Annotated in this window: 21 protein-coding genes; 11 read left to right on the top strand and 10 right to left on the bottom strand. The window is 41.1% G+C overall.

The window, feature by feature from the left end; translation table 11 throughout:
• Nucleotides 1–18: 18 nt before the first annotated feature.
• From HMPREF0766_RS07210 to HMPREF0766_RS07235, 6 genes are all read right to left on the bottom strand, one after another.
• On the bottom strand, nt 19–741 hold the full coding sequence (locus HMPREF0766_RS07210) for a tRNA threonylcarbamoyladenosine dehydratase (RefSeq protein WP_002995064.1): 723 nt from the start codon (nt 739–741) through the stop codon (nt 19–21).
• Nucleotides 742–744: 3 nt separating this feature from the next.
• Entirely contained in the window at nt 745–1,404 is a 660-nt protein-coding gene (locus tag HMPREF0766_RS07215; RefSeq protein ID WP_002995066.1) for a TatD family hydrolase, read from the bottom strand.
• A gap of 70 nt (nt 1,405–1,474) precedes the next feature.
• The gene (locus tag HMPREF0766_RS07220; RefSeq protein WP_002995067.1) at nt 1,475–2,761 is read right to left on the bottom strand and encodes an anthranilate synthase component I family protein; all 1,287 of its coding nucleotides are present in this window, start codon (nt 2,759–2,761) and stop codon (nt 1,475–1,477) included.
• Between the two features lie 3 nt (nt 2,762–2,764).
• Nucleotides 2,765–4,042 (bottom strand): adenylosuccinate synthase, encoded by a 1,278-nt coding sequence (locus HMPREF0766_RS07225; RefSeq protein ID WP_002995069.1) that lies wholly within the window; start codon nt 4,040–4,042, stop codon nt 2,765–2,767.
• A 127-nt stretch (nt 4,043–4,169) separates the two neighbouring features.
• Nucleotides 4,170–4,664, bottom strand: coding sequence for a Fur family transcriptional regulator (locus HMPREF0766_RS07230; RefSeq protein WP_002995071.1), 495 nt, complete (start codon nt 4,662–4,664; stop codon nt 4,170–4,172).
• 80 nt (nt 4,665–4,744) lie between these two features.
• Nucleotides 4,745–6,955 (bottom strand): RelA/SpoT family protein, encoded by a 2,211-nt coding sequence (locus tag HMPREF0766_RS07235; protein ID WP_002995073.1) that lies wholly within the window; start codon nt 6,953–6,955, stop codon nt 4,745–4,747.
• A 153-nt stretch (nt 6,956–7,108) separates the two neighbouring features.
• On the opposite strand from HMPREF0766_RS07235, the gene HMPREF0766_RS07240 reads away from it, so the two are divergent.
• The 6 genes from HMPREF0766_RS07240 to HMPREF0766_RS07265 all read left to right on the top strand — a co-directional run bounded on the left by HMPREF0766_RS07240 (nt 7,109) and on the right by HMPREF0766_RS07265 (nt 13,284).
• Nucleotides 7,109–7,750 carry a DUF4294 domain-containing protein gene (locus HMPREF0766_RS07240; RefSeq protein WP_002995075.1) on the top strand — a complete coding sequence of 214 codons (642 nt, stop codon included), beginning with the start codon at nt 7,109–7,111 and terminating at the stop codon, nt 7,748–7,750.
• A 12-nt stretch (nt 7,751–7,762) separates the two neighbouring features.
• Nucleotides 7,763–8,254 (top strand): glutathione peroxidase, encoded by a 492-nt coding sequence (locus tag HMPREF0766_RS07245; RefSeq protein WP_002995077.1) that lies wholly within the window; start codon nt 7,763–7,765, stop codon nt 8,252–8,254.
• 59 nt (nt 8,255–8,313) lie between these two features.
• Entirely contained in the window at nt 8,314–9,036 is a 723-nt protein-coding gene (gene bshB1, locus HMPREF0766_RS07250) for a bacillithiol biosynthesis deacetylase BshB1 (RefSeq protein WP_002995082.1), read from the top strand.
• Nucleotides 9,037–9,130: 94 nt separating this feature from the next.
• Nucleotides 9,131–9,514, top strand: coding sequence for a diacylglycerol kinase family protein (locus tag HMPREF0766_RS07255; RefSeq protein WP_002995084.1), 384 nt, complete (start codon nt 9,131–9,133; stop codon nt 9,512–9,514).
• Between the two features lie 199 nt (nt 9,515–9,713).
• Nucleotides 9,714–12,512 carry an outer membrane beta-barrel protein gene (locus HMPREF0766_RS07260; protein WP_002995086.1) on the top strand — a complete coding sequence of 933 codons (2,799 nt, stop codon included), beginning with the start codon at nt 9,714–9,716 and terminating at the stop codon, nt 12,510–12,512.
• Nucleotides 12,502–13,284, top strand: a complete 783-nt coding sequence (locus HMPREF0766_RS07265; protein WP_002995088.1) for a GLPGLI family protein — start codon at nt 12,502–12,504, stop codon at nt 13,282–13,284. The genes HMPREF0766_RS07260 and HMPREF0766_RS07265 overlap by 11 nt, the downstream gene beginning before the upstream one ends.
• 50 nt (nt 13,285–13,334) lie before the next feature.
• Here HMPREF0766_RS07265 and HMPREF0766_RS07270 read toward each other — a convergent pair whose 3' ends face one another.
• The 4 genes from HMPREF0766_RS07270 to HMPREF0766_RS07285 are packed head-to-tail and all read right to left on the bottom strand — an operon-like array spanning nt 13,335 to nt 16,815.
• A complete protein-coding gene (locus tag HMPREF0766_RS07270; protein ID WP_002995092.1) occupies nt 13,335–14,144 on the bottom strand; it encodes a phosphate ABC transporter ATP-binding protein in 810 nt (269 codons plus the stop codon).
• Entirely contained in the window at nt 14,099–14,953 is an 855-nt protein-coding gene (locus tag HMPREF0766_RS07275) for a PstA family ABC transporter permease (protein ID WP_002995093.1), read from the bottom strand. The genes HMPREF0766_RS07270 and HMPREF0766_RS07275 overlap by 46 nt, the downstream gene beginning before the upstream one ends.
• Nucleotides 14,946–15,842, bottom strand: a complete 897-nt coding sequence (gene pstC, locus HMPREF0766_RS07280; RefSeq protein WP_002995095.1) for a phosphate ABC transporter permease subunit PstC — start codon at nt 15,840–15,842, stop codon at nt 14,946–14,948. The genes HMPREF0766_RS07275 and pstC overlap by 8 nt, the downstream gene beginning before the upstream one ends.
• Nucleotide 15,843: 1 nt before the next feature.
• Nucleotides 15,844–16,815, bottom strand: a complete 972-nt coding sequence (locus tag HMPREF0766_RS07285) for a PstS family phosphate ABC transporter substrate-binding protein (RefSeq protein WP_002995098.1) — start codon at nt 16,813–16,815, stop codon at nt 15,844–15,846.
• A 145-nt stretch (nt 16,816–16,960) separates the two neighbouring features.
• Between HMPREF0766_RS07285 and HMPREF0766_RS07290 the strand changes: the two genes are divergently transcribed.
• Genes HMPREF0766_RS07290 through cysD form a run of 5 tightly spaced genes read left to right on the top strand, consistent with a single transcriptional unit; the run spans nt 16,961 to nt 22,018 of the window.
• Nucleotides 16,961–19,072, top strand: a complete 2,112-nt coding sequence (locus HMPREF0766_RS07290; RefSeq protein WP_002995100.1) for a HEPN domain-containing protein — start codon at nt 16,961–16,963, stop codon at nt 19,070–19,072.
• A gap of 10 nt (nt 19,073–19,082) precedes the next feature.
• Complete coding sequence (gene cobA, locus HMPREF0766_RS07295; RefSeq protein ID WP_002995103.1) at nt 19,083–19,841, top strand: uroporphyrinogen-III C-methyltransferase; 759 nt, start codon at nt 19,083–19,085, stop codon at nt 19,839–19,841.
• Nucleotides 19,842–20,423: a precorrin-2 dehydrogenase/sirohydrochlorin ferrochelatase family protein gene (locus tag HMPREF0766_RS07300; protein WP_002995106.1), complete on the top strand. Its 582-nt coding sequence runs from the start codon at nt 19,842–19,844 to the stop codon at nt 20,421–20,423.
• The gene (locus tag HMPREF0766_RS07305) at nt 20,413–21,114 is read left to right on the top strand and encodes a phosphoadenylyl-sulfate reductase (RefSeq protein ID WP_002995109.1); all 702 of its coding nucleotides are present in this window, start codon (nt 20,413–20,415) and stop codon (nt 21,112–21,114) included. Before HMPREF0766_RS07300 ends, HMPREF0766_RS07305 begins: the two co-directional genes overlap by 11 nt.
• A gap of 13 nt (nt 21,115–21,127) precedes the next feature.
• A complete protein-coding gene (gene cysD, locus HMPREF0766_RS07310; RefSeq protein WP_002995111.1) occupies nt 21,128–22,018 on the top strand; it encodes a sulfate adenylyltransferase subunit CysD in 891 nt (296 codons plus the stop codon).
• Nucleotides 22,019–22,073 lie beyond the last annotated feature (55 nt).

Consider the following 22,073-nt stretch of genomic DNA (forward strand, 5'->3'; position numbering starts at 1 on the left):
TACAACAGAAGTTTAAATTTAAACTGTCATCAGATCACGGATAGCGACAGATGCAATCGCTCCGCCAAATGCTGCCGGTAAATAAGACATTGTACCGTAAGCAGATTTTTTAAAATTGCTGCCATCCGTGTAGAGTAAAGAGTTTTTATCCGGCAATTCGGTAGAAAAAGCAACTTTGACACCATCACGAATACCATGCTTCCGCAATTTTTTACGGATGTGCTGTGCAAGTTTACAATTGTACGATTGACTGATATCTGCAATTTTTATCTTTGTGGGATCTACCTTTCCACCAGCACCCATAGAACTGACAAAAGGAACTTTTGCATCCAGAGCCAGACGAATAAAAAACAGCTTAGGAGTGATGCTATCAATAGCTTCTACACAATAATCCGGTTTTAAATCCAATAGTGCAGGTATTTTTTCGGGAATAATAAAGTCCTGAATCACTGTCAGATCCAGTTCCGGATTGATAGCCATTAATCTTTCTTTCATAATCTCAGCCTTAGACTCTCCGTGATTGGTAGACAGGGCAGGAAGCTGACGGTTGCGATTGGTAGGATCTACCGTATCGCCATCAATGATGGTCATCTTACCTACTCCGGCACGACAGATAAACTCCGCCGCATATGAGCCTACGCCACCCAATCCCAGCATCATTACATGCGAACTGGCCAGTTTTTCCAATGCTTCACGCCCTACTAACGCTTCCGTACGTGAAAGCCAAGACAAATCTTTCATAAATTACTCAAAAACAGAATGATAATTCTGCATTATATATGCTTTAAACTTTGTTAATTCAATTTTTTTTATGCCTGCCACATAAGCGTAGATTTCATCAATGCCCACAGGCGAGTTATCTGTTTCCAAAAAAATCCGGTCTACAGGTGTTTCAGTCAGCACCTTATCCATGCTTCCGTTTAAGACAGCTTTGCCAAATGAAAGATAATATCCTTTGTAAATCAGTTGCTTAGCCAGAATTTCATTCTTTTGATAGCCATGAAAAATAACTTTTCCCTGAAACAATTGGGAAGATAAGGTTTGGATCACTTCTTCAAAAGCGCGGACACAATGTATGATCAAAGGTTTATCATATTGCGTGGCCAACTGCACCTGAGCGGCAAATACATCCTTCTGAATATTTACATCCGTTTCTATAACCTTGTCTATACCACATTCGCCTATTCCCAAAAGTTTGCCATTATCAAGCAATGTACGAAGTTGCGCCAGTGCACTTTCACTTCTGTTCTCATTCAAATACCAGGGGTGAAGCCCTGCTGTAGTGCACGCACTATTTACAGTTTCGCCATTATTCAGTGCGATACTGCGTATCTGACAGATAGCAGATCCGGGAGTAATGGTTTCACTCTTATGGGTGTGGATATCAATATAGACAGCTGACATACGATGCGCTGCAAATTTCAGAAAAATAAATGAGCTATGAAATTTTATCTACTATTCTTGTATAGATAATTTAAGCTAGAGATGTGTGGAGTGCATCTAGCAAACTTTTAGCCTTCAGTAAACATTCTTCATATTCCTGTTCACCATCCGCCTGATTAGTAATCGCACCGCCGGTGTGGAAAGAAATATAGTGGGAGGATGCATTATATAACAGTGTACGTATAACGACATTGAAATCAAAGTCTCCGTTTTGTGCGAAGTATCCGATTGCACCCGAATATAATCCTCTGCGGGTATTTTCGATTTCTTCACAATGTTTCATTGCAGCGATTTTCGGAGCTCCGGTCATGGATCCTGCCGGAAACGTGTTTTTTATAGCCTCCAGATCCGTTACATCTGCTGATTTTTGACAAGTAATTGTAGATACCATCTGATGAACCTGTCTGAAACTCTGTATTTCAAATAAGCGGTCAGCTTTTACCGAACCTTTTACAGCACTTCGTGTCAGATCATTTCGTACCAGATCGACAATCATTACATTTTCTGCAATTTCCTTTTTAGAGTCTTGCAGCTGACGCACAATGCGTTCGTCCTCTGCTGCTGTTGCACCTCGTGGGGCAGTACCTTTGATCGGTTGTGAAATAAGTAAATCTCCCCGTTTAGCCATAAAACGCTCTGGTGATGCGGATAAAATATAATGATCACCCATTCTGAAAAAAGCAGAAAACGGAGTGGGAGAGACCTCTGACAATTGCTGATAAACAGAAAAAGGATCCAGGAAAGCATCTTCAGCATAAAATTCCTGACAAAGATTTGCTTCATACAAATCTCCGTGCTGAATATGAGACTGAATACGTCCGAATGCATGCAGATATTCATCTTTATTCCATCTGGCTTTGATCGTATCTGCAAATTTAAATGCTTCAGGCAAGTATTGCTGAGATACTATTTCTTTGAGAATCTGTTCCGGAGCCTCGGCCTCGATATATACGCTTCCGTTTTTTATGGTGATGACAACAGCGGGTACAAAGAAGTAAGCAAGGGGAAACTGAAGAAGATCAGCTTTATCTGTAGTCAGATCTTCAATCTCATTTTTCAGGTCATAAGAAAGAAATCCGGGGATGAATTTTCCGGCATGCTGATCAATAAAATGTTGTGCTCTTAAAAAGGTGTCTGTACCGTCTGCGACAAATTGAGATACCGCTTTAACGGCCAGGCAACAGTCAAAGGAAGACCATTCATCAGCTGACTGATTGGAGTTAAAGAAGCAAATTTCATCAAATTGCATCGCCCATTGCAATGCTTTTTGATGAAATTTGCCAGAGGAATCGATCGAATGTATATCTTCGATTCGCATTAATTATTTAGATAAGGATAACGTTTGTTTACGATCCGGACCAACGGAAAGGAATGTAATAGGAACTTCCAACGCTTTTTCCAGATAAGAGATATAGTTTTTCAGTGCTTCCGGGATTTCACTTTCTGAAGTAATACCGGTCAGATCCTGATTCCATCCCTGTATTTCTTCCAGTACAGGCTCAGCCTCATTGGTAATAATCTCATAAGGCATGTAGTCAATTACCTGACCATCATGCTTATAGTGTGTACATGCATAGATTTTATCAAATGTATCCAATACATCCGCTTTCATCATAATCAGTTCCGTCACACCGTTCAGCATAATAGCATATTTCAATGCCGGAATATCAATCCATCCTGTACGGCGGGCACGACCTGTAGTCGCACCGAACTCGTGTCCGAGCTTACGTAATTCCTCACCAACTTCATCATGCAGTTCCGTTGGGAATGGTCCGCCACCTACGCGGGTAGCATATGCTTTGAAGATACCGTATACCTTGCCGATTTTATTAGGAGCTACACCCAGACCTGTACATGCTCCTGCAGTAGTTGTATTAGAAGATGTAACGAACGGATAAGATCCGAAATCTACATCTAACAATGTACCTTGTGCACCTTCTGCCAAAACACTTTTACCGGATTTCAGATACTGATTCACCAGGTGTTCAGAATCTACGTGAGGAATAGTTTTGATATAATCAATTGCCGCCAGAAACGCTTGTTCTTTTTCAGAGAAATCAGGGATTTCACCGTAATGAGATAAGATAGACAGATGTTTTTCTTTTAGTTTCTCATAGCGTTCTTTAAAATCCGGCAATGTAGTATCACCTACACGAAGACCGTTACGGCCTGTTTTGTCCATGTAAGTCGGGCCGATACCTTTAAGCGTAGAACCAATTTTGCCTGCACCCATTTTGGATTCTGAAGCAGCATCCAGCAATTGGTGAGTAGGAAGGATAAGGTGAGCTTTGCGCGCCAAAACCAGATTTCCTTTACCAACCGGATCGAAGCCGGCAGTTTTCAAATTGTCTAACTCTCTTTTCAGGATAATCGGATCAATAACAACACCATTTCCGATAAGATTCATGATACCTTCATTAAAGATACCTGACGGGATAGTGTTCAATACGAATTTTTTGTTATCAAACTCCAATGTGTGTCCGGCGTTAGGGCCGCCTTGGAAACGTGCGATCAAATCGTATTCAGGACATAAAACATCTACGATTTTTCCTTTACCTTCATCGCCCCATTGTAGGCCCAAAAGCACATCAACTTGCATAGCTTTTTTGTATTGAGATTAAAAATATATTTAGATAATGACTTATTCTAAAACAAAAATGTTCGGAAAAATTACGGTAGTAGTTTTTCCGAACAAATGTACTATAATATTTTACCAATAGTCAATATTAATTTGAAATAACCGTTTTTTCGGCTTTTGCCTTAGCGGCTTTGTCTTTCTCCTGGCAATCTTCACAGACGCCATACAGATTGAGAGAGTGATGTTTGATGTCAAACTTCAGCAAATCTCCCATCAGACTCTGGATCTGGTTGATCCTCGGATCACAAAATTCGACTACTTTATTGCATTCTATGCAAATCACGTGATCATGTTGTTTATAGCCAAAAGATTTTTCAAACTGAGCCATGTTACGGCCAAACTGGTGCTTAGTCACCAGGTCGCATGACACCAATAGCTCTAATGTGTTGTACACGGTAGCTCTGCTCACACGATATTTTTTATTTTTCATGTGAATATACAGTGACTCAACATCAAAGTGATCGGAGCGCGAGTAGATTTCTTCCAAAATAGCGTAGCGCTCAGGAGTCTTTCTCAGATTTTTATTCTCCAGATAAGCCTCGAATATCTTTTTTACAGTGGCGTAATTTTCTGCTAGATTCATATCAAACTTAAGATTCTTTACAAATTTACCAAATTAGATTCACAATATCGCTTTTTTCGAAAATGTGAGATTCAGTTGATTTAATTCTCCGATTCATATCGTGTTACTCCGGTTATTCCGCTGATATGTTTGAGGTTTTTAATCAGGTTATCCAACTGATCCGTATCGTTGACAAATACCATGATATTTCCTTCAAAAATACCCTCATTACTTGATATGGACAGCGAGCGGATATTGACCTTAAACTCCTGAGATATAACGGTAGTAATCTTGTTGACCAATCCGACGTCATCGATTCCGACAATACGCAATCCGGTAAGGAAAGCCACATTGTTGGACGTTGAAGAAGCCCATTTAGCTTTAAGAATACGGTACCCGTAGTTGGCCATCAGCTTAGACGCATTCGGACAGCTTGTACGGTGTATTTTTATGCCGTCATTTACCGTCAGAAATCCGAATACATCATCCCCGGGAATAGGGTTACAACAAGGTGCAAGCGTATAATCTACTTCCTGAAGATCGTCCCCAATCAACAATGTATCCAGGTCTTTTTTATTTATTTTTTCTACTAGTCCACTGATGTGAGAGCTAAACTGACTTGGCGAAGTGTCAATCAGTTTTTCACTGGCAGCATAATCGCGCAGATTTTTGATATCTATAGTTCCTTTGGCCACATTGTAAAACAATTCCTGTGAGCTCGGGAACTTAAAATAATTAGAAATCTTATTGATGTTATCAGTGTTATAGGTAATCTTCAGTGATTTTAGTTTGCGCTCCAGTATTTCCTTACCATCTTCCGCCACCCGGCGCTTTTCCTCTTTCAGGGACGAACGTATTTTGGATTTGGCTTTGGCTGTTACGACAAAGTTGAGCCAATCTTCTTTCGGAACCTGCTTACCAGAAGTGATGATCTCGACCTGATCACCATTCTGCAGCTTATGACTCAGCGGTACAAGCTTGTGGTTGACTTTAGCACCGATACAGGTCGCTCCGATATCCGAATGTATCTCGAAGGCAAAATCAAGGGCTGTAGCATCATTTGGCAACTGAATAAGTGTTCCCTTAGGCGTAAAAATGAAAATCTCATCAGAGAAAAGATTCATTTTAAAATCATCCACAAAGTCCAGCGCATTCGAATCGGCACTGCTCAGTACATCTCTTACTTTCTGAATCCACTGATCCAGTCCGCTGTCCGAATTGGACTCTTTGTATTTCCAGTGTGCAGCAAATCCTTTTTCCGCAATTTCATTCATGCGTTTTGTGCGTATCTGCACTTCCACCCATTGACCGCGCGGCCCCATTACAGTTGTATGCAGGGATTCGTATCCGTTTCCTTTAGGAGAGGACACCCAGTCGCGCAAGCGATCCGGATTTGGTCTGTAAAGATCCGTCACAATAGAATAGGCCTTCCAGCATTCTGTTTTCTCTTTTTCATAATCCGTGTCTATAATGATACGGATCGCAAACAGATCGTATACTTCTTCAAAAGGTATAGACTTTTTGCGCATCTTGTTCCAGATAGAATGAATAGATTTAGGACGACCGAACACCTCAGCTTTAATACCCTGTTCTTCCAGAATCTCTTTAACCGGTCCGACAAAATCCGAAATAAATTTCTCGCGTTCAGCTTTCTTTTCATTCAGCTTTTTCGCTATAAATTTATAGGTATCCGGATCGGTATACTTCATGGAAAGGTCTTCCAGCTCGGACTTAATTGCATAGAGTCCTAATCTGTGAGCCAGCGGAGCATAGAGATAACTTGTTTCCGAAGCAATCTTCAACTGCTTGTCCCGCGCCATAAACTCCATTGTCCGCATATTGTGCAAGCGGTCTGCCAGTTTAATAAGGATCACGCGTACATCATCCGCCAGCGTCAGCAGCATCTTACGGAAATTTTCCGCCTGCATAGAACTGTTCGGATCGAATATACCCGATATTTTGGTCAGGCCATCGATGATCCGGGCCACTTTCTTCCCAAACTGATCTTCAATTTCCTGTAAGGTGATAGCTGTATCTTCAACGACATCATGCAACAGTGCACATACAATCGATGTAGTACCAAGTCCGATCTCATCCGCAGCAATTTTGGCTACGGCGATAGGGTGGAAAATATAAGGCTCGCCCGATTTGCGGCGCATTTCTTTATGACTTTCCAGAGCCAGATCAAATGCTTTACGTATCTCTTGTTTGTCGCCGCGTTGTAAAGTTGGCTTGCACGCTCTCAATAAATCTCTATATCTTTTGCGAATTTCTTTGTTTTCAGCTTCAATATCAATCACATACTCTTTCATAAACGTGCTGTAAAATTTTTAAGATACTTTAAATATTTTTATGTAAATTAGGACAGAAAAGAAGTACCTTTATATGGATATCTGTTTTCATTTGAATAAATGTAGTAAAATTATTTATCAGAATAAAAACAAAAGGCTTTTTTTGATGCAAAAATGAAAATTATATATGTACCCGGATTTGTTCTTTTTCTGCTCCTTCCTCTTTTTGGAAAAGGGCAGACATTGATTAAGCCTCAGTATGGTGGAGGCGAACCGGAAGTGGTGGAGCATTATGCCACTACTACATTGGATGACGGAGAAGTGGTGCCCTGGTTTCCTATACCGGAAGTGGTCGTGACGGGCAAACGTATATGGAGCAGTGAGGACGCTAAGAAGGAATACCTTAGACTTAGAAGAAATGTGCTGCGTGTATTGCCGTATGCAATCTATGCACAAAAAAGATATGATCAACTGGACAGGGATCTGGCATTGGTCAATGATAAAAAAGAACAAAAAAGACTGATTAAAGCCTGCGAAGAAGAAATTAAAGAAAAGTTTACCAAGGAAATAAAAAATCTGTCTGTGTCACAGGGGAAAATATTAATCAAACTGGTGGACAGACAGACCGGAAAAACAAGCTATGATATGGTGAGAGAAATGAAAGGCGGACTTACCGCATTTTTCTATCAGGGTATCGCAAAAGTATTTGGTCACAATCTGAAAAGCACATACGATAGTCAGGAGGATTTTGAGATCGAAAACATTATCAGAAGTTTTGAGAGAACGCGCCCGGTAGCGTCTCCGCCGCTTCAATAAAAAATATAACCTATGCAATCTGTTTACAATTTTCACGCTTTGGAGTTCAATGGCGAAAAGAAGTCGTTGGAAGACTATCATGATAAAGTATTGTTAATTGTTAACACGGCAAGTAAATGTGTGTTTACCAGTCAGTACAAAGCGCTGGAACGACTCTATCAAAAGTATAAGCAACAGGGATTTGAGGTACTGGCCTTTCCTTCTAATAATTTTAATCAACAGGAACCACTCACAGGGCGCCGGCTGGAGACATTCTGTCGTCTGCAACAGCAGGTTACCTTTCCTGTATTCAAACGTACACATGTTATCGGAGAATATGTGGATCCGTTGTTTAAATATTTGTCTCATAAAGAATTAAACGGATCTGTGGATGTCAAGCCTTTATGGAATTTTCACAAATACCTGATTAACCGCAAAGGGGAGGTCGTAGATTTCTTTTACCCCTTTACAGGACCCAATTCTTCCCGCATTACGCGCAAAATCGAAGCACTTCTGAATGAATAATGACACTGGAATGAAGGTGAAAATTGTATCTTTGTGCCGGATCATAATGATGTTATAACATGAAATTAGATTTATTGGTAATGACCGTTCATCCTGATGATGCTGAATTGGGAGCAGGAGGAACGATTGCAAAATATGTAGCTGAAGGAAAGAAAGTCGGTATCGTTGACCTGACCAGAGGCGAACTTGGTACGCGCGGTACAGCTGAAACCCGAACAAAGGAAGCGCAGGATGCGGCAGAAATATTAGGAGTAGTTGTTCGGGAAAACCTGGATTTGCGGGACGGTTTTTTTGAAAATAAAGAAATGGAACAACGGGAAATCATAAAGTGTATCCGTAAGTTTCAACCGGAGATTGTTATTACAAATGCTTTGTCGGACCGTCATCCGGATCACGGACGCGCGAGCCAGCTGGTCAATGACGCCTTGTTTCTGGCAGGCTTACGCCGTATAGAAACAGAAGCAGATGGCAAACCGCAGGAAGCTTTCCGTCCAAGACTTTTGCTGCAATTAATACAGGATCAGTATATCAGACCGGACGTGTTGCTGGATGTCAGCGACTACTGGCATATCAAAGAAAAGGCTGTACTAGCCTATAAGACTCAATTTAATTCTTCTGGCGGTGAGGATGATGAGCCTCAGACCTATATCTCTAATCCGGATTTTATGAAATCTACGGAGGGAAGAGGGAGGGAATTCGGAAGAAATATCCAGGTGCAGTACGCGGAAGGCTTTACCAGTCGTAAAGTATTAGGTGTTACTGACTTGTTCGAACTTATATAGTTTCCATAAAATTTAAACAGTTTCTAAAAGGTAATCTGTATCTTTAGGAGTCGCTTTTCCTGTTGAAAAGCGACTCTTTTTTTGATCATAAAGCATGGATAATCTGAATAATAAACTCAAATTACGTATAGCCAGTTTTGGCTATGCAGTCAAAGGGCTTAAGGTATTATTTCGTGAGGAAACAAATGCTCAAATACATTTACTGGCTGCTATAACTGCTGTTATTATGGGGCTATGGCTACATATATCGGCAATGGAGTGGATTGCCGTCTGCCTTTGTATCGGTCTCGTTATCGCTATGGAAGCGCTCAATACTGCTATAGAGCAAATGGCCGATATGATCACGCTGGAACAACATCCGCGGATTAAACGTATTAAAGATGTTGCTGCCGGTGCTGTACTGATTACAGCTACAGCCGCGCTGATAGTTGGATTAATTATCTTTTTACCCAAAATTTATAATTTACTCGCGCTGTAATTTCAAAAAATGAGAACACCAATTGTACTTTTTTGATTGTTCTATTTTTCTTTTTAAGATAAGCAATCGATTGCTTAAAGTTAATTTTTTATATTTATTAATATTATATCTTAAATAATGTTAAATTACACCTCCTTAATTACATCATAACATAAAAGCTGATATATTTACGAACAATTCGTATAACCAAGCCTTTGTGATGAAAAAATTTTTATTCTTATTCTGTTTTACTGTATCCTGTTTGACGCATCTGTATGCGCAGCTTAATCCTAAAATTACAGGTGAAGTAATCGATATAAAAGATAAAGCAATATTAGAAAAAGCTTCTGTCGTATTGTTGCGTTCGAGAGATTCTGTTATGCAGAGTTTTGCCCGTACAGGCGAGAATGGCAAATTTTCTATTACGTCAAAAGATACAGGTGAGTACCTGTTGATCATAAACTATCCCCAGTATGCAGATTTTGTAAAAAAGGTACATATTCAGGACCGGCCCATTGATATCGGTCCGGTAAATATGTCCAAAACGGCTATTCTGTTGGAGGAGGCGCAGGTAACAGGTCGTATCCCAGTGGTTATAAAAGGAGATACCATCGAATACGATGCTGCTAGTTTTAAGGTTGAGGAGGGTTCGAAAGTAGAGGAATTGCTCAAGGTGCTTCCTGGAATAACGATGAATCCAGACGGATCTATTACAGCACAGGGTAAAACCGTAAAAAAGGTGCTTCTGGACGGAGAGGAATTTTTCGGAGATGATCCTACATTGATCACGAAGAACATTCGTTCGGATATGGTTTCGAAGGTTCAGGTTTATGAGAAAAAATCTGAGATGGCGACACGAACAGGTGTTGATGACGGAGAGCGGACACAGACCATTGATATCCGGCTGAAGGAAGAAAGTAAAAAAGGAATGTTTGGAGAGCTGAAAGGTGGAGCAGGACTAGAAAAATATTATTCAGGATCTCTCGCAGTCAATAAGTTTAAGGGGACGCAGAAAACAGGTGTTTTTGGTGTCACCGGTAATGAAGGAACAGTAGGATTGGGTTATTATTCTAATCAAAAATTTGGTGTTGGCGGATCGGGTGAATCTTCCTTTGAAGGAGGCGGGATTGTTATCCGGACAGGGGGAGGAGATGAAGGATTCAACGGAGAATATGCAGGAGGCGGAATACCGAAAGCTATAAATTCAGGAATTACATTTAGTGATAAGACGAGTAATAATAAGCACAAGATCAATTCAAATTATAAATATTCCAGACTGCAGGTGGATAACACCAATACCACATTTAGCCGGGATGAGTTGCCCGGATTTTCAAAAATCGAAAACAATAAGGATAAGACCAGTAATCTGAATAATGGCCATCAGGCCGGATTGCGATATGATCTTGAACTGGATTCCAGCTCTAATATTACCTTTAATCTGGAATACAGATTGAATAAAACGGAAAATACTTCCTTTTCTGAAGGATTGGAACAAACCCTGGATTATGAGCCTATTAATAGAACGGAAGGACGTTCCTTCAATACTAATACAAACGAAAATGCAGACTTATCTGCCTATTATACCAAAAAGTTTAAAAAGCCGAAGCGCGCTCTTACCCTGCGGATAGCCGGAAATGTAACGAATCAAAAGGCTCAGAATCAATATTTTTCAAGTGTAGAATATGTCAATCTGGACAGTCTGGATGTCATTGATCAATTCAAGCGCAATACTGTAAATAATGATCAGCTGACGTCTTCTTTTAATTATTCCGAACCCTTGAGTAAATCGGTAACGGCAAATGTAGGATATGAATATGCCTGGTTCCAATCCAAAACACTTGACCAGTCTTTTAACAAAGATCCGCTTACAGAAGATTATACGGATCTTGATGAAAGTGTATTAAACGATTTGACTTATCGTAATTATCGCAATACCGGAAATCTGGGTTTTAATTATATCGCCGATAAACTGACCATCAATTTCAATAACAGACTGACTTCGTCTGCTAATGTAAGGGACGACTATGGGGATAAATCCAAACTGGATGTGACGCAATTGTCTTATAATCCGAATGTGAACGTCAACTATAAGCTTAGTAAAAGTAAAAGTTTACGGCTTAATTATTCCGGAAATACGCTTCAGCCATCTTTAAGCCAGATAAAACCTTTGCGTCAGAATACAGATCAACGGACAGAATTTCTGCCAAATGACAATTTAGAGGGAGGATATAGAAATAACCTTTCCGCATCCTTTAATTCGTACCGTCAGCTTAAGCAGCAATCCTTATTTGTAAATGCCGGTATTGGAAATGTGGTTGATAATATCACTTCGTTTGTCACGGTCAATCCAACTACTGGCCAGCGCACACTTCAGTATGTAAATGTCACTGATAAACAGAATTTCAACGCGAATATATACGGATCATTCTCCTTCAAAGCATTCAAAAAGTTAGATTTGAATGTGTCTCCCGGCCTTTCAGCAAGTTATAACAGTTCTTATAATTATGTAACGACAACGGCTTCGGAACCCGAGCTTAATCATAGCGAACGAACAAATTACTCTTTCAGTCTCGGGGTTTACAGATACGCCAAAACCGGGTTTAATTTTAATGTAAATCTCAGACCGGGTTTCAGCAAAATGAATTCAAGCGTTCAGTCTCAGCTTAATAATAATGCCTTTACGATCAGCAACTTCGGAACGTTCAGTTATATCTTCCCTCAGGACTTTAAACTGAGCATAGATGTGAATCAAAATTACCAGGGGGCAACTGGTGTATACGCAAAGCCCATTCACAATATGTATGTGAATTCTTATGTGTCCAAGAAGTTTTTTAAAGATAAAAGTCTGGAGACCCAGGTATCTGTCAACGACCTGTTTAATGAAAGAAACGGTATCAACAGAAGTCAAAACGGCTCTAGTTTTTTCGAAACACAAAACAATGTGATAAATAGATTTTTTATGTTTAGAGTCATTTATAATTTTACAACCATGAAAGGAGGCAGTAAAAATGGTCAATAGATTGGTATTCCTTGTTTTGCTTTCCTGCTTTTTAATGGTGCAATATGCGCAGGCACAATATGCTTATTTCCCTGAAAACGGAACCATTACCTACGAACGTAAGTTTCATCTGCATAATTATGTCAAGAATCAGCTCAAAAAATCTCAAAATTCGGGTGGATATTCGGGTATCTATTTTGATGGTTTATTGAAAAATTCACCTGCTGAGCTGATTACTAAAAATACACTGAGTTTTAATACTACGGAAACATTTTTTGAAAATGTTAAAGAGGAGTTTCCTGCAAACCAACGCTATCTCTTGCAAAATCAGGAATATTATAATGACACGAAAACATATTGTAATTTCAAGACCGGTACTTTTAAAAAATTGCTGTCCTTCGGCGAAGATGAGTTGCAACTGGCAGACAGTATAGCTGAGATTAAATGGAAGTTTACTGATGAATACCGTAATATTCTGGGATACGACTGCAGGCGGGTGAACGGAATAATGCAGGACTCTGTATATATCGTTGCTTTTTATACTCCTCAGATTCCTGTATCAGGAGGTCCGGAGTTGATAAATGGTTTGCCGGGAATGATACTTGGAGTCGCTATTCCATCCTATAATCTCAATTATTTCGCTACTAAAGTAGAGTTAAACCAGGTGGCTGTACCTGCAAGCGTAACAAAAAACAAAAAAGCAGTACCTCAATCAAAGGCTGAGATTTCAAAGAAATTAAAAGAATTGATCAAATGGATGGGCAATAAAGATCTGCAACGGCTCTTTCTATAGCGGATTTCAGCTGTTTTAGAAGTTCTCTTAGCATAGGAAAAAAACCGGTGCTAAGAGATAAAACCTTTTACATATTGCTGTGTCACTTGATGTTTAGGATGCAGAAGCACCTGTTCGGTTTTTCCGAATTCAAGAATTTCCCCATTATACACAAATGCGATATAATCAGATACACGTCGGGCCTGTCTGAGGATATGAGTTACGAGCACGATCGTATAATCTTTTTTGAGATCGATCAGTAAGTTCTCAATAGTTTGGGTAGATACAGGGTCAAGAGCAGATGTAGATTCATCTCCGAGAATAATTTCGGGTTCCACCGCCAGTCCGCGGGCAAGGCAGAGACGTTGTTGCTGACCTATAGAGAGCCGTGTGGCAGATTGATCCAGCCGGTCCTTGACTTCTTCCCAAAGCCCGACATTACGCAATTGTGTTTCTACGATAAGTTTTAGCTTTTTACGGTCTCTGGTTCCGTGTATGCGCGGACCGTAAGCGATATTGTCAAAAATAGACATCGGCAACGGAAATGGGCGCTGCGAGAGCAATCCCATTTTTTTGCGTATATGAGTTACTTCAGCTCCTTTTGCATAGATATCTTCACCGTTGACCAGTACAGAACCGGTTATATCCACACCCTCAATATCATCCAGTAATCTGTTCAATGTCTTCAGAAGCGTAGTTTTACCACAGCCGGAAGGTCCGATAATCGAAGTCACGGAATTATTGGGCAAAGCCAGGTTGATATTCTTCAGAATATGATTGCCCTCTATGTACACATTGAGGTCTTTGATTTCCAGATGAGGACGACTCAAGGTTGTTATATTTTGTGTTTCTTCTGTTTCGATTGAAGGATATGAGTGCATAACACGATAATTAAGATGATCAATGATAAAATAAGCGCAGAAGCATATGCCCGTCCCTGTACTTCAGGAATAGGACTGCTCAATTGAAAAAATATAGCCAGCGGAAGTGTTGCCGCAGGTTCGTCAATATACTTAGGCAGATTGTCGCTGAAGCCTGTTGTTAAGAGTACGCCTGCTACATCTCCGATGGAGCGTCCGAAGGCTAATAAAATAGCAGTCAGTATTCCGGGTCTGATGTAGCGGATAAATATTTTTGCTACCTCCCAGCGGGTCGTACCCAGTGACAAGGTGACGTGCTTCAGGTCTCCGGGAATTGTTTTAATAAGTTCATCTACAGTGCGGACGACTATAGGAATAGTCAGCAATGTAATCGTAATAATTCCGCCCAGCAGAGAAGCGCGAATGCCAAGCCACACCATCAGGCTAAAGGCTACTGCTCCGTACACAATGGATGGGATTCCGAACAATACATCAAATAGTAATTTGGACAGTTGTGCAAGTTTTGACCCGCTACGCACATAGATATTCAGATAAATGGCAATAGGAATGCCGATAAGGGTAGATAGCAGGGTCGCTGCACCGGCCAGATAAAGAGAGCCCAGTATTGCATTCAGAATTCCGCCTTCCTTGCCAATATAAAAGCCGCCTTTTGGTACCTGCGTAATCATATCCCACGAGATATAAGGCAAGCCTTTGTATAATATCGTTCCCAGAATAAAGAATAGCGAACCCGTGACGGCCATTCCGGAAAGACGCATAAGGGTCTTTGCAACCTGCTCTTTGAATAATCTGGTCTTTACATTAGCCATTGTATTTTCCCTCCAGTTTGTTGAGGATCAGTCTTGATAGCAGATTGAACCCAAAAATAATTACAAATAATAGTAAGGCGGCAAACATCAGAGCGGAGTCGTATAACGGAATAGACATCATCTCTCCAAAGTTATTGGCGATCAGCGCAGGTATAGGATATCCGGCGTCGAATATGGACGTGGGTATTTTAGGTACATTTCCGCAGACCATGAGTACAGCGACTGTTTCGCCGAAAGCCCTGGAGACAGCCAGTACTGTGGCTGCAAATATACCGGGCTTCGCTTTTATTAATACGACCTTTTGTATCGTTTCCCATTTCGTTGCGCCTAAAGACATGGATGCAGATTTCAATTCATAAGGTATAGTCTGCAGGACTTCCACCATTATACTGATCATGATCGGAAAGATCATTACAGCCAGTACCAGCCCGCCGGACAATACGGTATAGCCGGAAGTCGTGACACCGAATATTGGGGCAATATAATTCTGTACCGCAGGAACGATAAAGAGCACGCCCCAGACTCCGTACAGTACAGGAGGAATGGCTGCAAGAACATTTACCAGAGGCAGCATCATATTTCTCAATGATTTGCCGGCATATTCCGTAAGGTATACTGCTGTCAGAATACACAGAGGAGCAGCCACAAGTACCGCAATAAGAGTGACGGATAATGTCCCCGTAATAAAAGGTAAAAAACCAAAAAAACCTTTCATTGGAGACCATACTTTCTGCGTCAGAAGGGAGACTACGCTGGTCGATTCAAACAGCGGTACAGATTTAACAGCCAGTCCGATACCAATAAGTGCTACTACAGAGATAGAGGCTATGAGCAGTACTAATGTGGATTTCTGTATTATTTTATCTTTGAGTATTCTATTAATAAGCATGTTAAAGTTTTTTCAGTTCACCAGCGATTATATCTTCGTGTAAGGGTACATATCCATTCTCCAGCAGGATACTTTGCTGCTGTTTCTCCAATACAAAAGAGATAAATTTTTTCAAGAGCAAAGATTTTGGTTTGCCATGTGCGACAAATGAAAGGCTACGGGCAGGAGGTGAGGGGTACTTACTCAGTGCGACAGCTTCTGTAAGGTCATCAATATTTGTATAGAAGCTTTCCTCTGTGTCAATCTTGCCGTTTGCATTCAGATCCAACGGCAGCACATCGATGTGCTCTGCTGTCTTTTTCGTTTTGAGATCATACACATAGTTTATATTATTAAATCCGATAGCATTCGGATCGTCTTTGATAGCCTGAGCAATGCCTGGATCTCCGAAAATTCCTACTCCTTTCAGATCTTCTTGCTTATGCCCGAAAAAATTAGCCCAGGTTTCAGCAGCTCCGGCTGCATCCGAACGTACATAGATGACGACAGGATCTGCGGTGAATGCAGGGTCGATATCGTTCCATCTTTTATATTTTTGATTAATAAACAGATCTTCGAGTTCCTTTTTAGTCAGCCCTCTGCTGATTAACTTTTGATAATTTGGATTTTTACTGTTGATCGTACAGATAACTGCGTCTTTGGCGACATCTATCGGAAATGCACCACGTTCAATTTCCTGAGGATGCAGATCTCTGGAAATCAGTCCGATGTCAACCATTCCCGTCAATGCGTCGGCTATTCCCTTGCCGGCACCACCGGCAGAAATATTAAACCGGACATTGGGATGTATTTTTTTGAAATCCTCACTCCAGATAACTGCAAGAGGATAGAGCGCAAAGGCTCCTGAAATAGAAATATTTCCTTCGTAACCTCTCTCTTCACTATATCCGTCTTTTACTTTTGGGGCACAGGAATACGATAAAATTACTGTTAATATGCTTAAAATTAGAGTTTTATTTATTTTAAATGACATCTACTTAAAGTCTATAGAAATACTCTTGTAAATTTTATAATGACAAATATATATTAAATTGGTAGATATTATAGGTTTTAAAAAAATTATTTTTACATTTGATCCGTCATCAGTCATGAAGACCAAAGAATAAATCATTAAGTGTATGCAAAGTTTCCGTACAGAATTAGAGAATCCCGTTGTGGAGCAAGAGATTATTGATCTTGAAAAGAAGATTCGTCTGTTTAAAGAAGGCAAATTGCCGGAAGAAAAATTCAGATCTCTTCGCCTTGCCAGGGGAGTTTATGGACAGCGTCAGCCTGGTGTACAGATGGTGCGGATCAAACTGCCGTTTGGTAAGGTTACTTTTAAACAGATTCTCAAAATAGCAGATATTTCAGATGAGTATGCCAGCCGTAATCTGCACTTTACAACACGTCAGGATATACAGATCCATTATGTAAGTCTGGACCGTACACCTGAATTGTGGGCCAAATTAGCGGAAGATGATATTACACTTCGTGAAGCCTGTGGAAATACGGTACGTAATGTCACGGCATCAGCCACTGCGGGTATAGATCCGAATGAGCCGTTTGATGTATCGCCCTATGCACACGCGACTTTTGAGTATTTCTTACGCAATCCGGTATGTGCCGAAATGGGACGTAAATTTAAAATGTCCTTTTCTTCCGGAGAAGATGATACCGCATTCTCATATATACATGACCTGGGGTTCATTCCTAAAATCAAAACTATCGACGGGAAAGAAATCCGCGGATTCAAAGTTATGCTTGGAGGAGGATTGGGTTCACAGCCTTTTCTGGCGAGTATCACCAATGAATTTCTACCGGAAGATGAGCTTATCCCTTATATAGAAGCGACATTGCGTGTATTTGACCGCCATGGCGAACGCAACAATCGTAATAAGGCACGCTTTAAATACCTGATCCAGAAGGTGGGTCTGGAGGAAGTAATTCGCCTCATTGAAGAAGAGAAAATAGCAAATAAGGTAAAACGCTACGATGTAGACCGGACGCGTATAGTACAGCCTGAAGCTCCGGATACAAGTGCATTGGCAGCAATTGATCTTAGTGATTCTGAAGCTTATGTGCTTTGGAAAGAGACCAATACTTTTGCGCAGAAACAGGAAGGCTATTACGGAGTATTTGTAAAAGTATCCACCGGAGATCTGCCTACTGCAAAATCCAGGGAACTGATCGAGGGCTTACGCGGACTGATCGCAGATGATATACGTATTACACAGAATCAGGGTTTGCTGTTGAAATATGCTACAGCAGCATCTTTGCCTCATATTTTCAATTTGCTAACCCGGTTGGAACTTGCTTCTCCGGGTTTTGAAAGTACGGCAGATGTCACTACCTGCCCCGGTACAGACACTTGTAATCTGGGTATTTCCAACAGTACGGAAATGGCGCGGGTAATCGAAACCTATATACAGGAATTTCATCAGGATTTTATCTATAACCGTCGGTTGAAAATCAAAATATCGGGTTGTATGAATTCCTGTGGTCAGCATGGTCTGGCACATATAGGATTTCATGGCAGTTCTGTAAAGGCGAATGGTAAAGTCGTTCCTGCTGCTCAGGTTATGATCGGAGGCGGAACCGTTGGCGACGGCTTCGGAAGAGTTGCAGAACGCATTATTAAAGTGCCAACCAAACGTGTACTACATGTGGTGGATCTGGTATTGAATGATTATAAAAAGGAAGCGATCGGAGAGGAGGATTTTCACGCTTACTACGATCGTCAGGGTAAGAATTATTTCTACACGCTCTTAAAGCCACTTTCGGATCTGACTAATTTGTCGGATGATGAATATATAGACTGGGGACATCAGGAGACATTCGCTACAGCAATAGGTGTAGGAGAATGTGCCGGTGTGGTGATAGATCTTGTGGCTACCCTGATATATGAAGCGGAAGAAAAAATAACATGGGCCAGATCAGCCTATGCGGAAAATAAATATGCGGATGCGATTTATCATGCATACAATGCCTTTGTACAATGTGCCAAAGCTTTATTATTAGAAAAAGGAATCAATGTAAGTACGCAGAACGCCGTGATTCAGGAGTTTGACACCCACTTTGTAGAGGCTGGTGAATATCAGTTTGAACCGTCATTTGCAGATACGGTGCTTCAGATCAGTAAAAATGAACCGGGACAGGCATTCGCTGAAGCTTATCTGGCTCGTTCGGTAGCCTTTTTCAATGAAGTATACGCCAAAAAGAATTTAATACAACAGGTACAAGAAAGTTAAGAGGGAGCACATGAACAGACAAGCTAAAGTTACCTTAGTGGGTGCCGGCCCCGGAGATCCGGATTTGATCAGTGTCAAAGGATTAAGAGCTATTCAGCATGCCAATGTCATTCTGTATGATGCATTAATCAGCGGAGAGCTGCTGGATCACGCACGGCTAGACTGCGTCAAGATATATGTAGGCAAGCGGGCTGAACAACTTTCGGCCTCTCAGGATGAAATAAACCGCTTACTTGTGGACTATGCCGTCAATTACGGAAATGTTGTCCGTCTCAAAGGTGGAGATCCTTTTGTATTCGGAAGAGGTGGCGAAGAAATTGATTTTTTACGTGAGCATAATATAGAGACTGAAGTTATTCCCGGTATATCGTCTTCTATCGGACTGACCGGATTACAGCAGATTCCTTTGACGTACAGGGGTATAAGCGAAAGTTTCTGGGTAATTACCGGTGCAAAATCTGACGGATCGATGTCTTCTGATCTCGAACTGGCGGTACGTTCAAATGCGACTGTAGTGGTGCTTATGGGCTATGGCAAACTTCGGGAGATTGTGGCACTTTATCAACGCCATAAGAGAGGCGACCTCCCTGTTGCATTAATCCAGAACGGATCCTTACCAAACGAAAAAGTAGTATTAGGCACGATTGACGATATTCTGGATGAATCGCAGGAACGCCGTATCGGTGTACCGGCCATTATTGTATTGGGTGAGGTTGTAGCCAAACACCATGAATTTAATAAGATCAAAGAACAAGCCTTGGCATTGTAAATGAATACACTGTTTCCTATATTTATCAAGCTTAATCAGATCCGTACCCTTTTGGTAGGCGGAGGTGCTGTGGCACTTGAAAAATTTCAGGCACTTACCGCACAGGACAGCCAGGTACAGCTTACTATTGTAGGTAAAGAGATTAAGACTGAACTGAAGTCACTTGCTGCAGCTTATCCTCATGTAGAGCTATTCGAGCGTGAATTTGTCGCTGCAGACTTACAGGATAAAGAACTGGTGATCTCGGCAACCAATAATCCGGAACTGAATGAAGAAATCCGGGTATTGACCCAACAGCAGAATATTTTACTTAATGCAGCAGATAAGCCGGCTTTATGTGATTTCTACCTCGGATCTATTGTGCAAAAGGGAAATCTCAAGGTGGCTATTTCTACGAATGGAAAGTCTCCTACAATCGCTAAAAGAGTAAAGGATCTCTTACAGGATCTTTTGCCGGAAGAAATTGATGAGACACTGGAACTGATGAGCCAGTTGCGTGATAAACTGAAGGGTGACTTTGAATATAAAGTCAAAACACTGAACGAACACACTAAAAGTTTGATTGAACAGGATGGATATTAATACGATAAAAGCAGCATTAGAAGGAAAAGAGGGTGCGGAGTTGCTTCGTGAGCTGAGCATACAGTACCCCGGAGAGGTTGTGTTTTCTACTTCATTCGGAATTGAGGATCAGATTATCACAGAATGGATCGGACAGAATCATCTGGATATTCAGGTATTTACATTAGATACCGGACGATTGTTTAAAGAGACATATTCACTTTGGAGCCGTACGCTGGATAGATTAGGATTACCTATACGCGCGTATGCGCCCAATGAAGAGTTGCTGCAGGAGTTTGTTTCGGCCAAAGGCCCTAATGCTTTTTATGAATCGGTAGACAACCGCAAACAGTGTTGTCATATCCGCAAAATTGAACCTTTACGCCGGGCATTGGCCGGTTATAAGATATGGGTGACGGGTATACGTGCCGAGCAATCGCCGAATCGCCATGATATGGACTTTGTAGAGTATGATGAAGTCAATCAGATTATAAAAGTGCACCCCTTGTTTGACTGGAGTTTTGATCAGGTAAAACAGTATGTCAAAACGGAGCATATCCCGTATAACAGCCTGCATGACAAGGGATTTCCGAGTATAGGATGTCAGCCCTGCACACGTGCTGTACAGGAAGGTGAAGACTTCAGAGCCGGACGCTGGTGGTGGGAAGATCAGAGCAAGAAAGAGTGTGGATTACATATTACAACAAAATAACAAAGTAGCATAGATGGATTATTTAGATCATTTGGAGGCAGAGGCCATTTATATCCTGCGTGAAGTGGCAGGTCAATTTGAGAATCCTGCGCTGCTATTCTCCGGAGGAAAAGATTCGATCACGCTGGTGCATTTGGCCAAAAAGGCCTTCAGACCGGGAAGATTTCCTTTTCCCCTGGTACATATCGATACAGGACACAACTTCCCTGAAACCATTGAATACCGTGACTGGCTGATTAATGAATTGGGTGAAAAACTTATTGTAGGATATGTACAAGATAGTATTGATGCAGGCAAAGTGGTGGAGCAGAAAGGTAAAAATGCCAGCCGTAATGCCCTTCAGACGGTCACTTTACTGGATACAATAGAAAAATATCAGTTTGATGCCTGTATAGGAGGAGCCAGAAGGGATGAGGAGAAGGCAAGAGCAAAAGAACGCATATTTTCGGTACGGGACGAGTTCGGACAATGGGATCCGAAACGCCAGCGTCCGGAGCTGTGGAATATCCTGAACGGAAAGATTCATAAAGGGGAAAATGTACGGGTATTTCCGATTTCAAACTGGACGGAACTGGATGTGTGGAATTATATCAAACGGGAAAATATAGCCTTGCCAAGTATCTATTTCAGCCATGAAAGAGATGTCGTGACACGCAATGGTCAGCTGATGGCAGCAGCATCTTTCCTGCATATTGATGAGGAAGATATAGTCGAGCGTAAGTCAGTAAGATTCAGAACTGTAGGTGATATGACCTGTACAGCTGCTGTAGATTCCAAAGCGGTGAAACTTGATGATATTATTGCTGAAATTAAAGCGTCTACTGTCAGTGAACGCGGAGCGCGAATGGATGACAAAGTCTCCGAGGCAGCAATGGAAGACCGTAAGAAAGCAGGATATTTTTAAGGAGATTAAAGATAGACTCGTTGTTATTTCAGGTGAAATAAATTATTCAAATCTC

This window comes from Sphingobacterium spiritivorum ATCC 33861, from assembly GCF_000143765.1.
Classification (GTDB): domain Bacteria; phylum Bacteroidota; class Bacteroidia; order Sphingobacteriales; family Sphingobacteriaceae; genus Sphingobacterium; species Sphingobacterium spiritivorum.

What these genes read in the sequence shown, in the direction of transcription:
- HMPREF0766_RS07210 (WP_002995064.1), bottom strand. Translation starts at nt 741, where the DNA reads ATGAAAGATTTGTCTTGGCTTTCACGTACGGAAGCGTTAGTAGGGCGT.
- HMPREF0766_RS07215 (WP_002995066.1), bottom strand. Translation starts at nt 1,404, where the DNA reads ATGTCAGCTGTCTATATTGATATCCACACCCATAAGAGTGAAACCATT.
- HMPREF0766_RS07220 (WP_002995067.1), bottom strand. Translation starts at nt 2,761, where the DNA reads ATGCGAATCGAAGATATACATTCGATCGATTCCTCTGGCAAATTTCAT.
- HMPREF0766_RS07225 (WP_002995069.1), bottom strand. Translation starts at nt 4,042, where the DNA reads ATGCAAGTTGATGTGCTTTTGGGCCTACAATGGGGCGATGAAGGTAAA.
- HMPREF0766_RS07230 (WP_002995071.1), bottom strand. Translation starts at nt 4,664, where the DNA reads ATGAATCTAGCAGAAAATTACGCCACTGTAAAAAAGATATTCGAGGCT.
- HMPREF0766_RS07235 (WP_002995073.1), bottom strand. Translation starts at nt 6,955, where the DNA reads ATGAAAGAGTATGTGATTGATATTGAAGCTGAAAACAAAGAAATTCGC.
- HMPREF0766_RS07240 (WP_002995075.1), top strand. Translation starts at nt 7,109, where the DNA reads ATGAAAATTATATATGTACCCGGATTTGTTCTTTTTCTGCTCCTTCCT.
- HMPREF0766_RS07245 (WP_002995077.1), top strand. Translation starts at nt 7,763, where the DNA reads ATGCAATCTGTTTACAATTTTCACGCTTTGGAGTTCAATGGCGAAAAG.
- bshB1 (WP_002995082.1), top strand. Translation starts at nt 8,314, where the DNA reads ATGAAATTAGATTTATTGGTAATGACCGTTCATCCTGATGATGCTGAA.
- HMPREF0766_RS07255 (WP_002995084.1), top strand. Translation starts at nt 9,131, where the DNA reads ATGGATAATCTGAATAATAAACTCAAATTACGTATAGCCAGTTTTGGC.
- HMPREF0766_RS07260 (WP_002995086.1), top strand. Translation starts at nt 9,714, where the DNA reads ATGAAAAAATTTTTATTCTTATTCTGTTTTACTGTATCCTGTTTGACG.
- HMPREF0766_RS07265 (WP_002995088.1), top strand. Translation starts at nt 12,502, where the DNA reads ATGGTCAATAGATTGGTATTCCTTGTTTTGCTTTCCTGCTTTTTAATG.
- HMPREF0766_RS07270 (WP_002995092.1), bottom strand. Translation starts at nt 14,144, where the DNA reads ATGCACTCATATCCTTCAATCGAAACAGAAGAAACACAAAATATAACA.
- HMPREF0766_RS07275 (WP_002995093.1), bottom strand. Translation starts at nt 14,953, where the DNA reads ATGGCTAATGTAAAGACCAGATTATTCAAAGAGCAGGTTGCAAAGACC.
- pstC (WP_002995095.1), bottom strand. Translation starts at nt 15,842, where the DNA reads ATGCTTATTAATAGAATACTCAAAGATAAAATAATACAGAAATCCACA.
- HMPREF0766_RS07285 (WP_002995098.1), bottom strand. Translation starts at nt 16,815, where the DNA reads ATGTCATTTAAAATAAATAAAACTCTAATTTTAAGCATATTAACAGTA.
- HMPREF0766_RS07290 (WP_002995100.1), top strand. Translation starts at nt 16,961, where the DNA reads ATGCAAAGTTTCCGTACAGAATTAGAGAATCCCGTTGTGGAGCAAGAG.
- cobA (WP_002995103.1), top strand. Translation starts at nt 19,083, where the DNA reads ATGAACAGACAAGCTAAAGTTACCTTAGTGGGTGCCGGCCCCGGAGAT.
- HMPREF0766_RS07300 (WP_002995106.1), top strand. Translation starts at nt 19,842, where the DNA reads ATGAATACACTGTTTCCTATATTTATCAAGCTTAATCAGATCCGTACC.
- HMPREF0766_RS07305 (WP_002995109.1), top strand. Translation starts at nt 20,413, where the DNA reads ATGGATATTAATACGATAAAAGCAGCATTAGAAGGAAAAGAGGGTGCG.
- cysD (WP_002995111.1), top strand. Translation starts at nt 21,128, where the DNA reads ATGGATTATTTAGATCATTTGGAGGCAGAGGCCATTTATATCCTGCGT.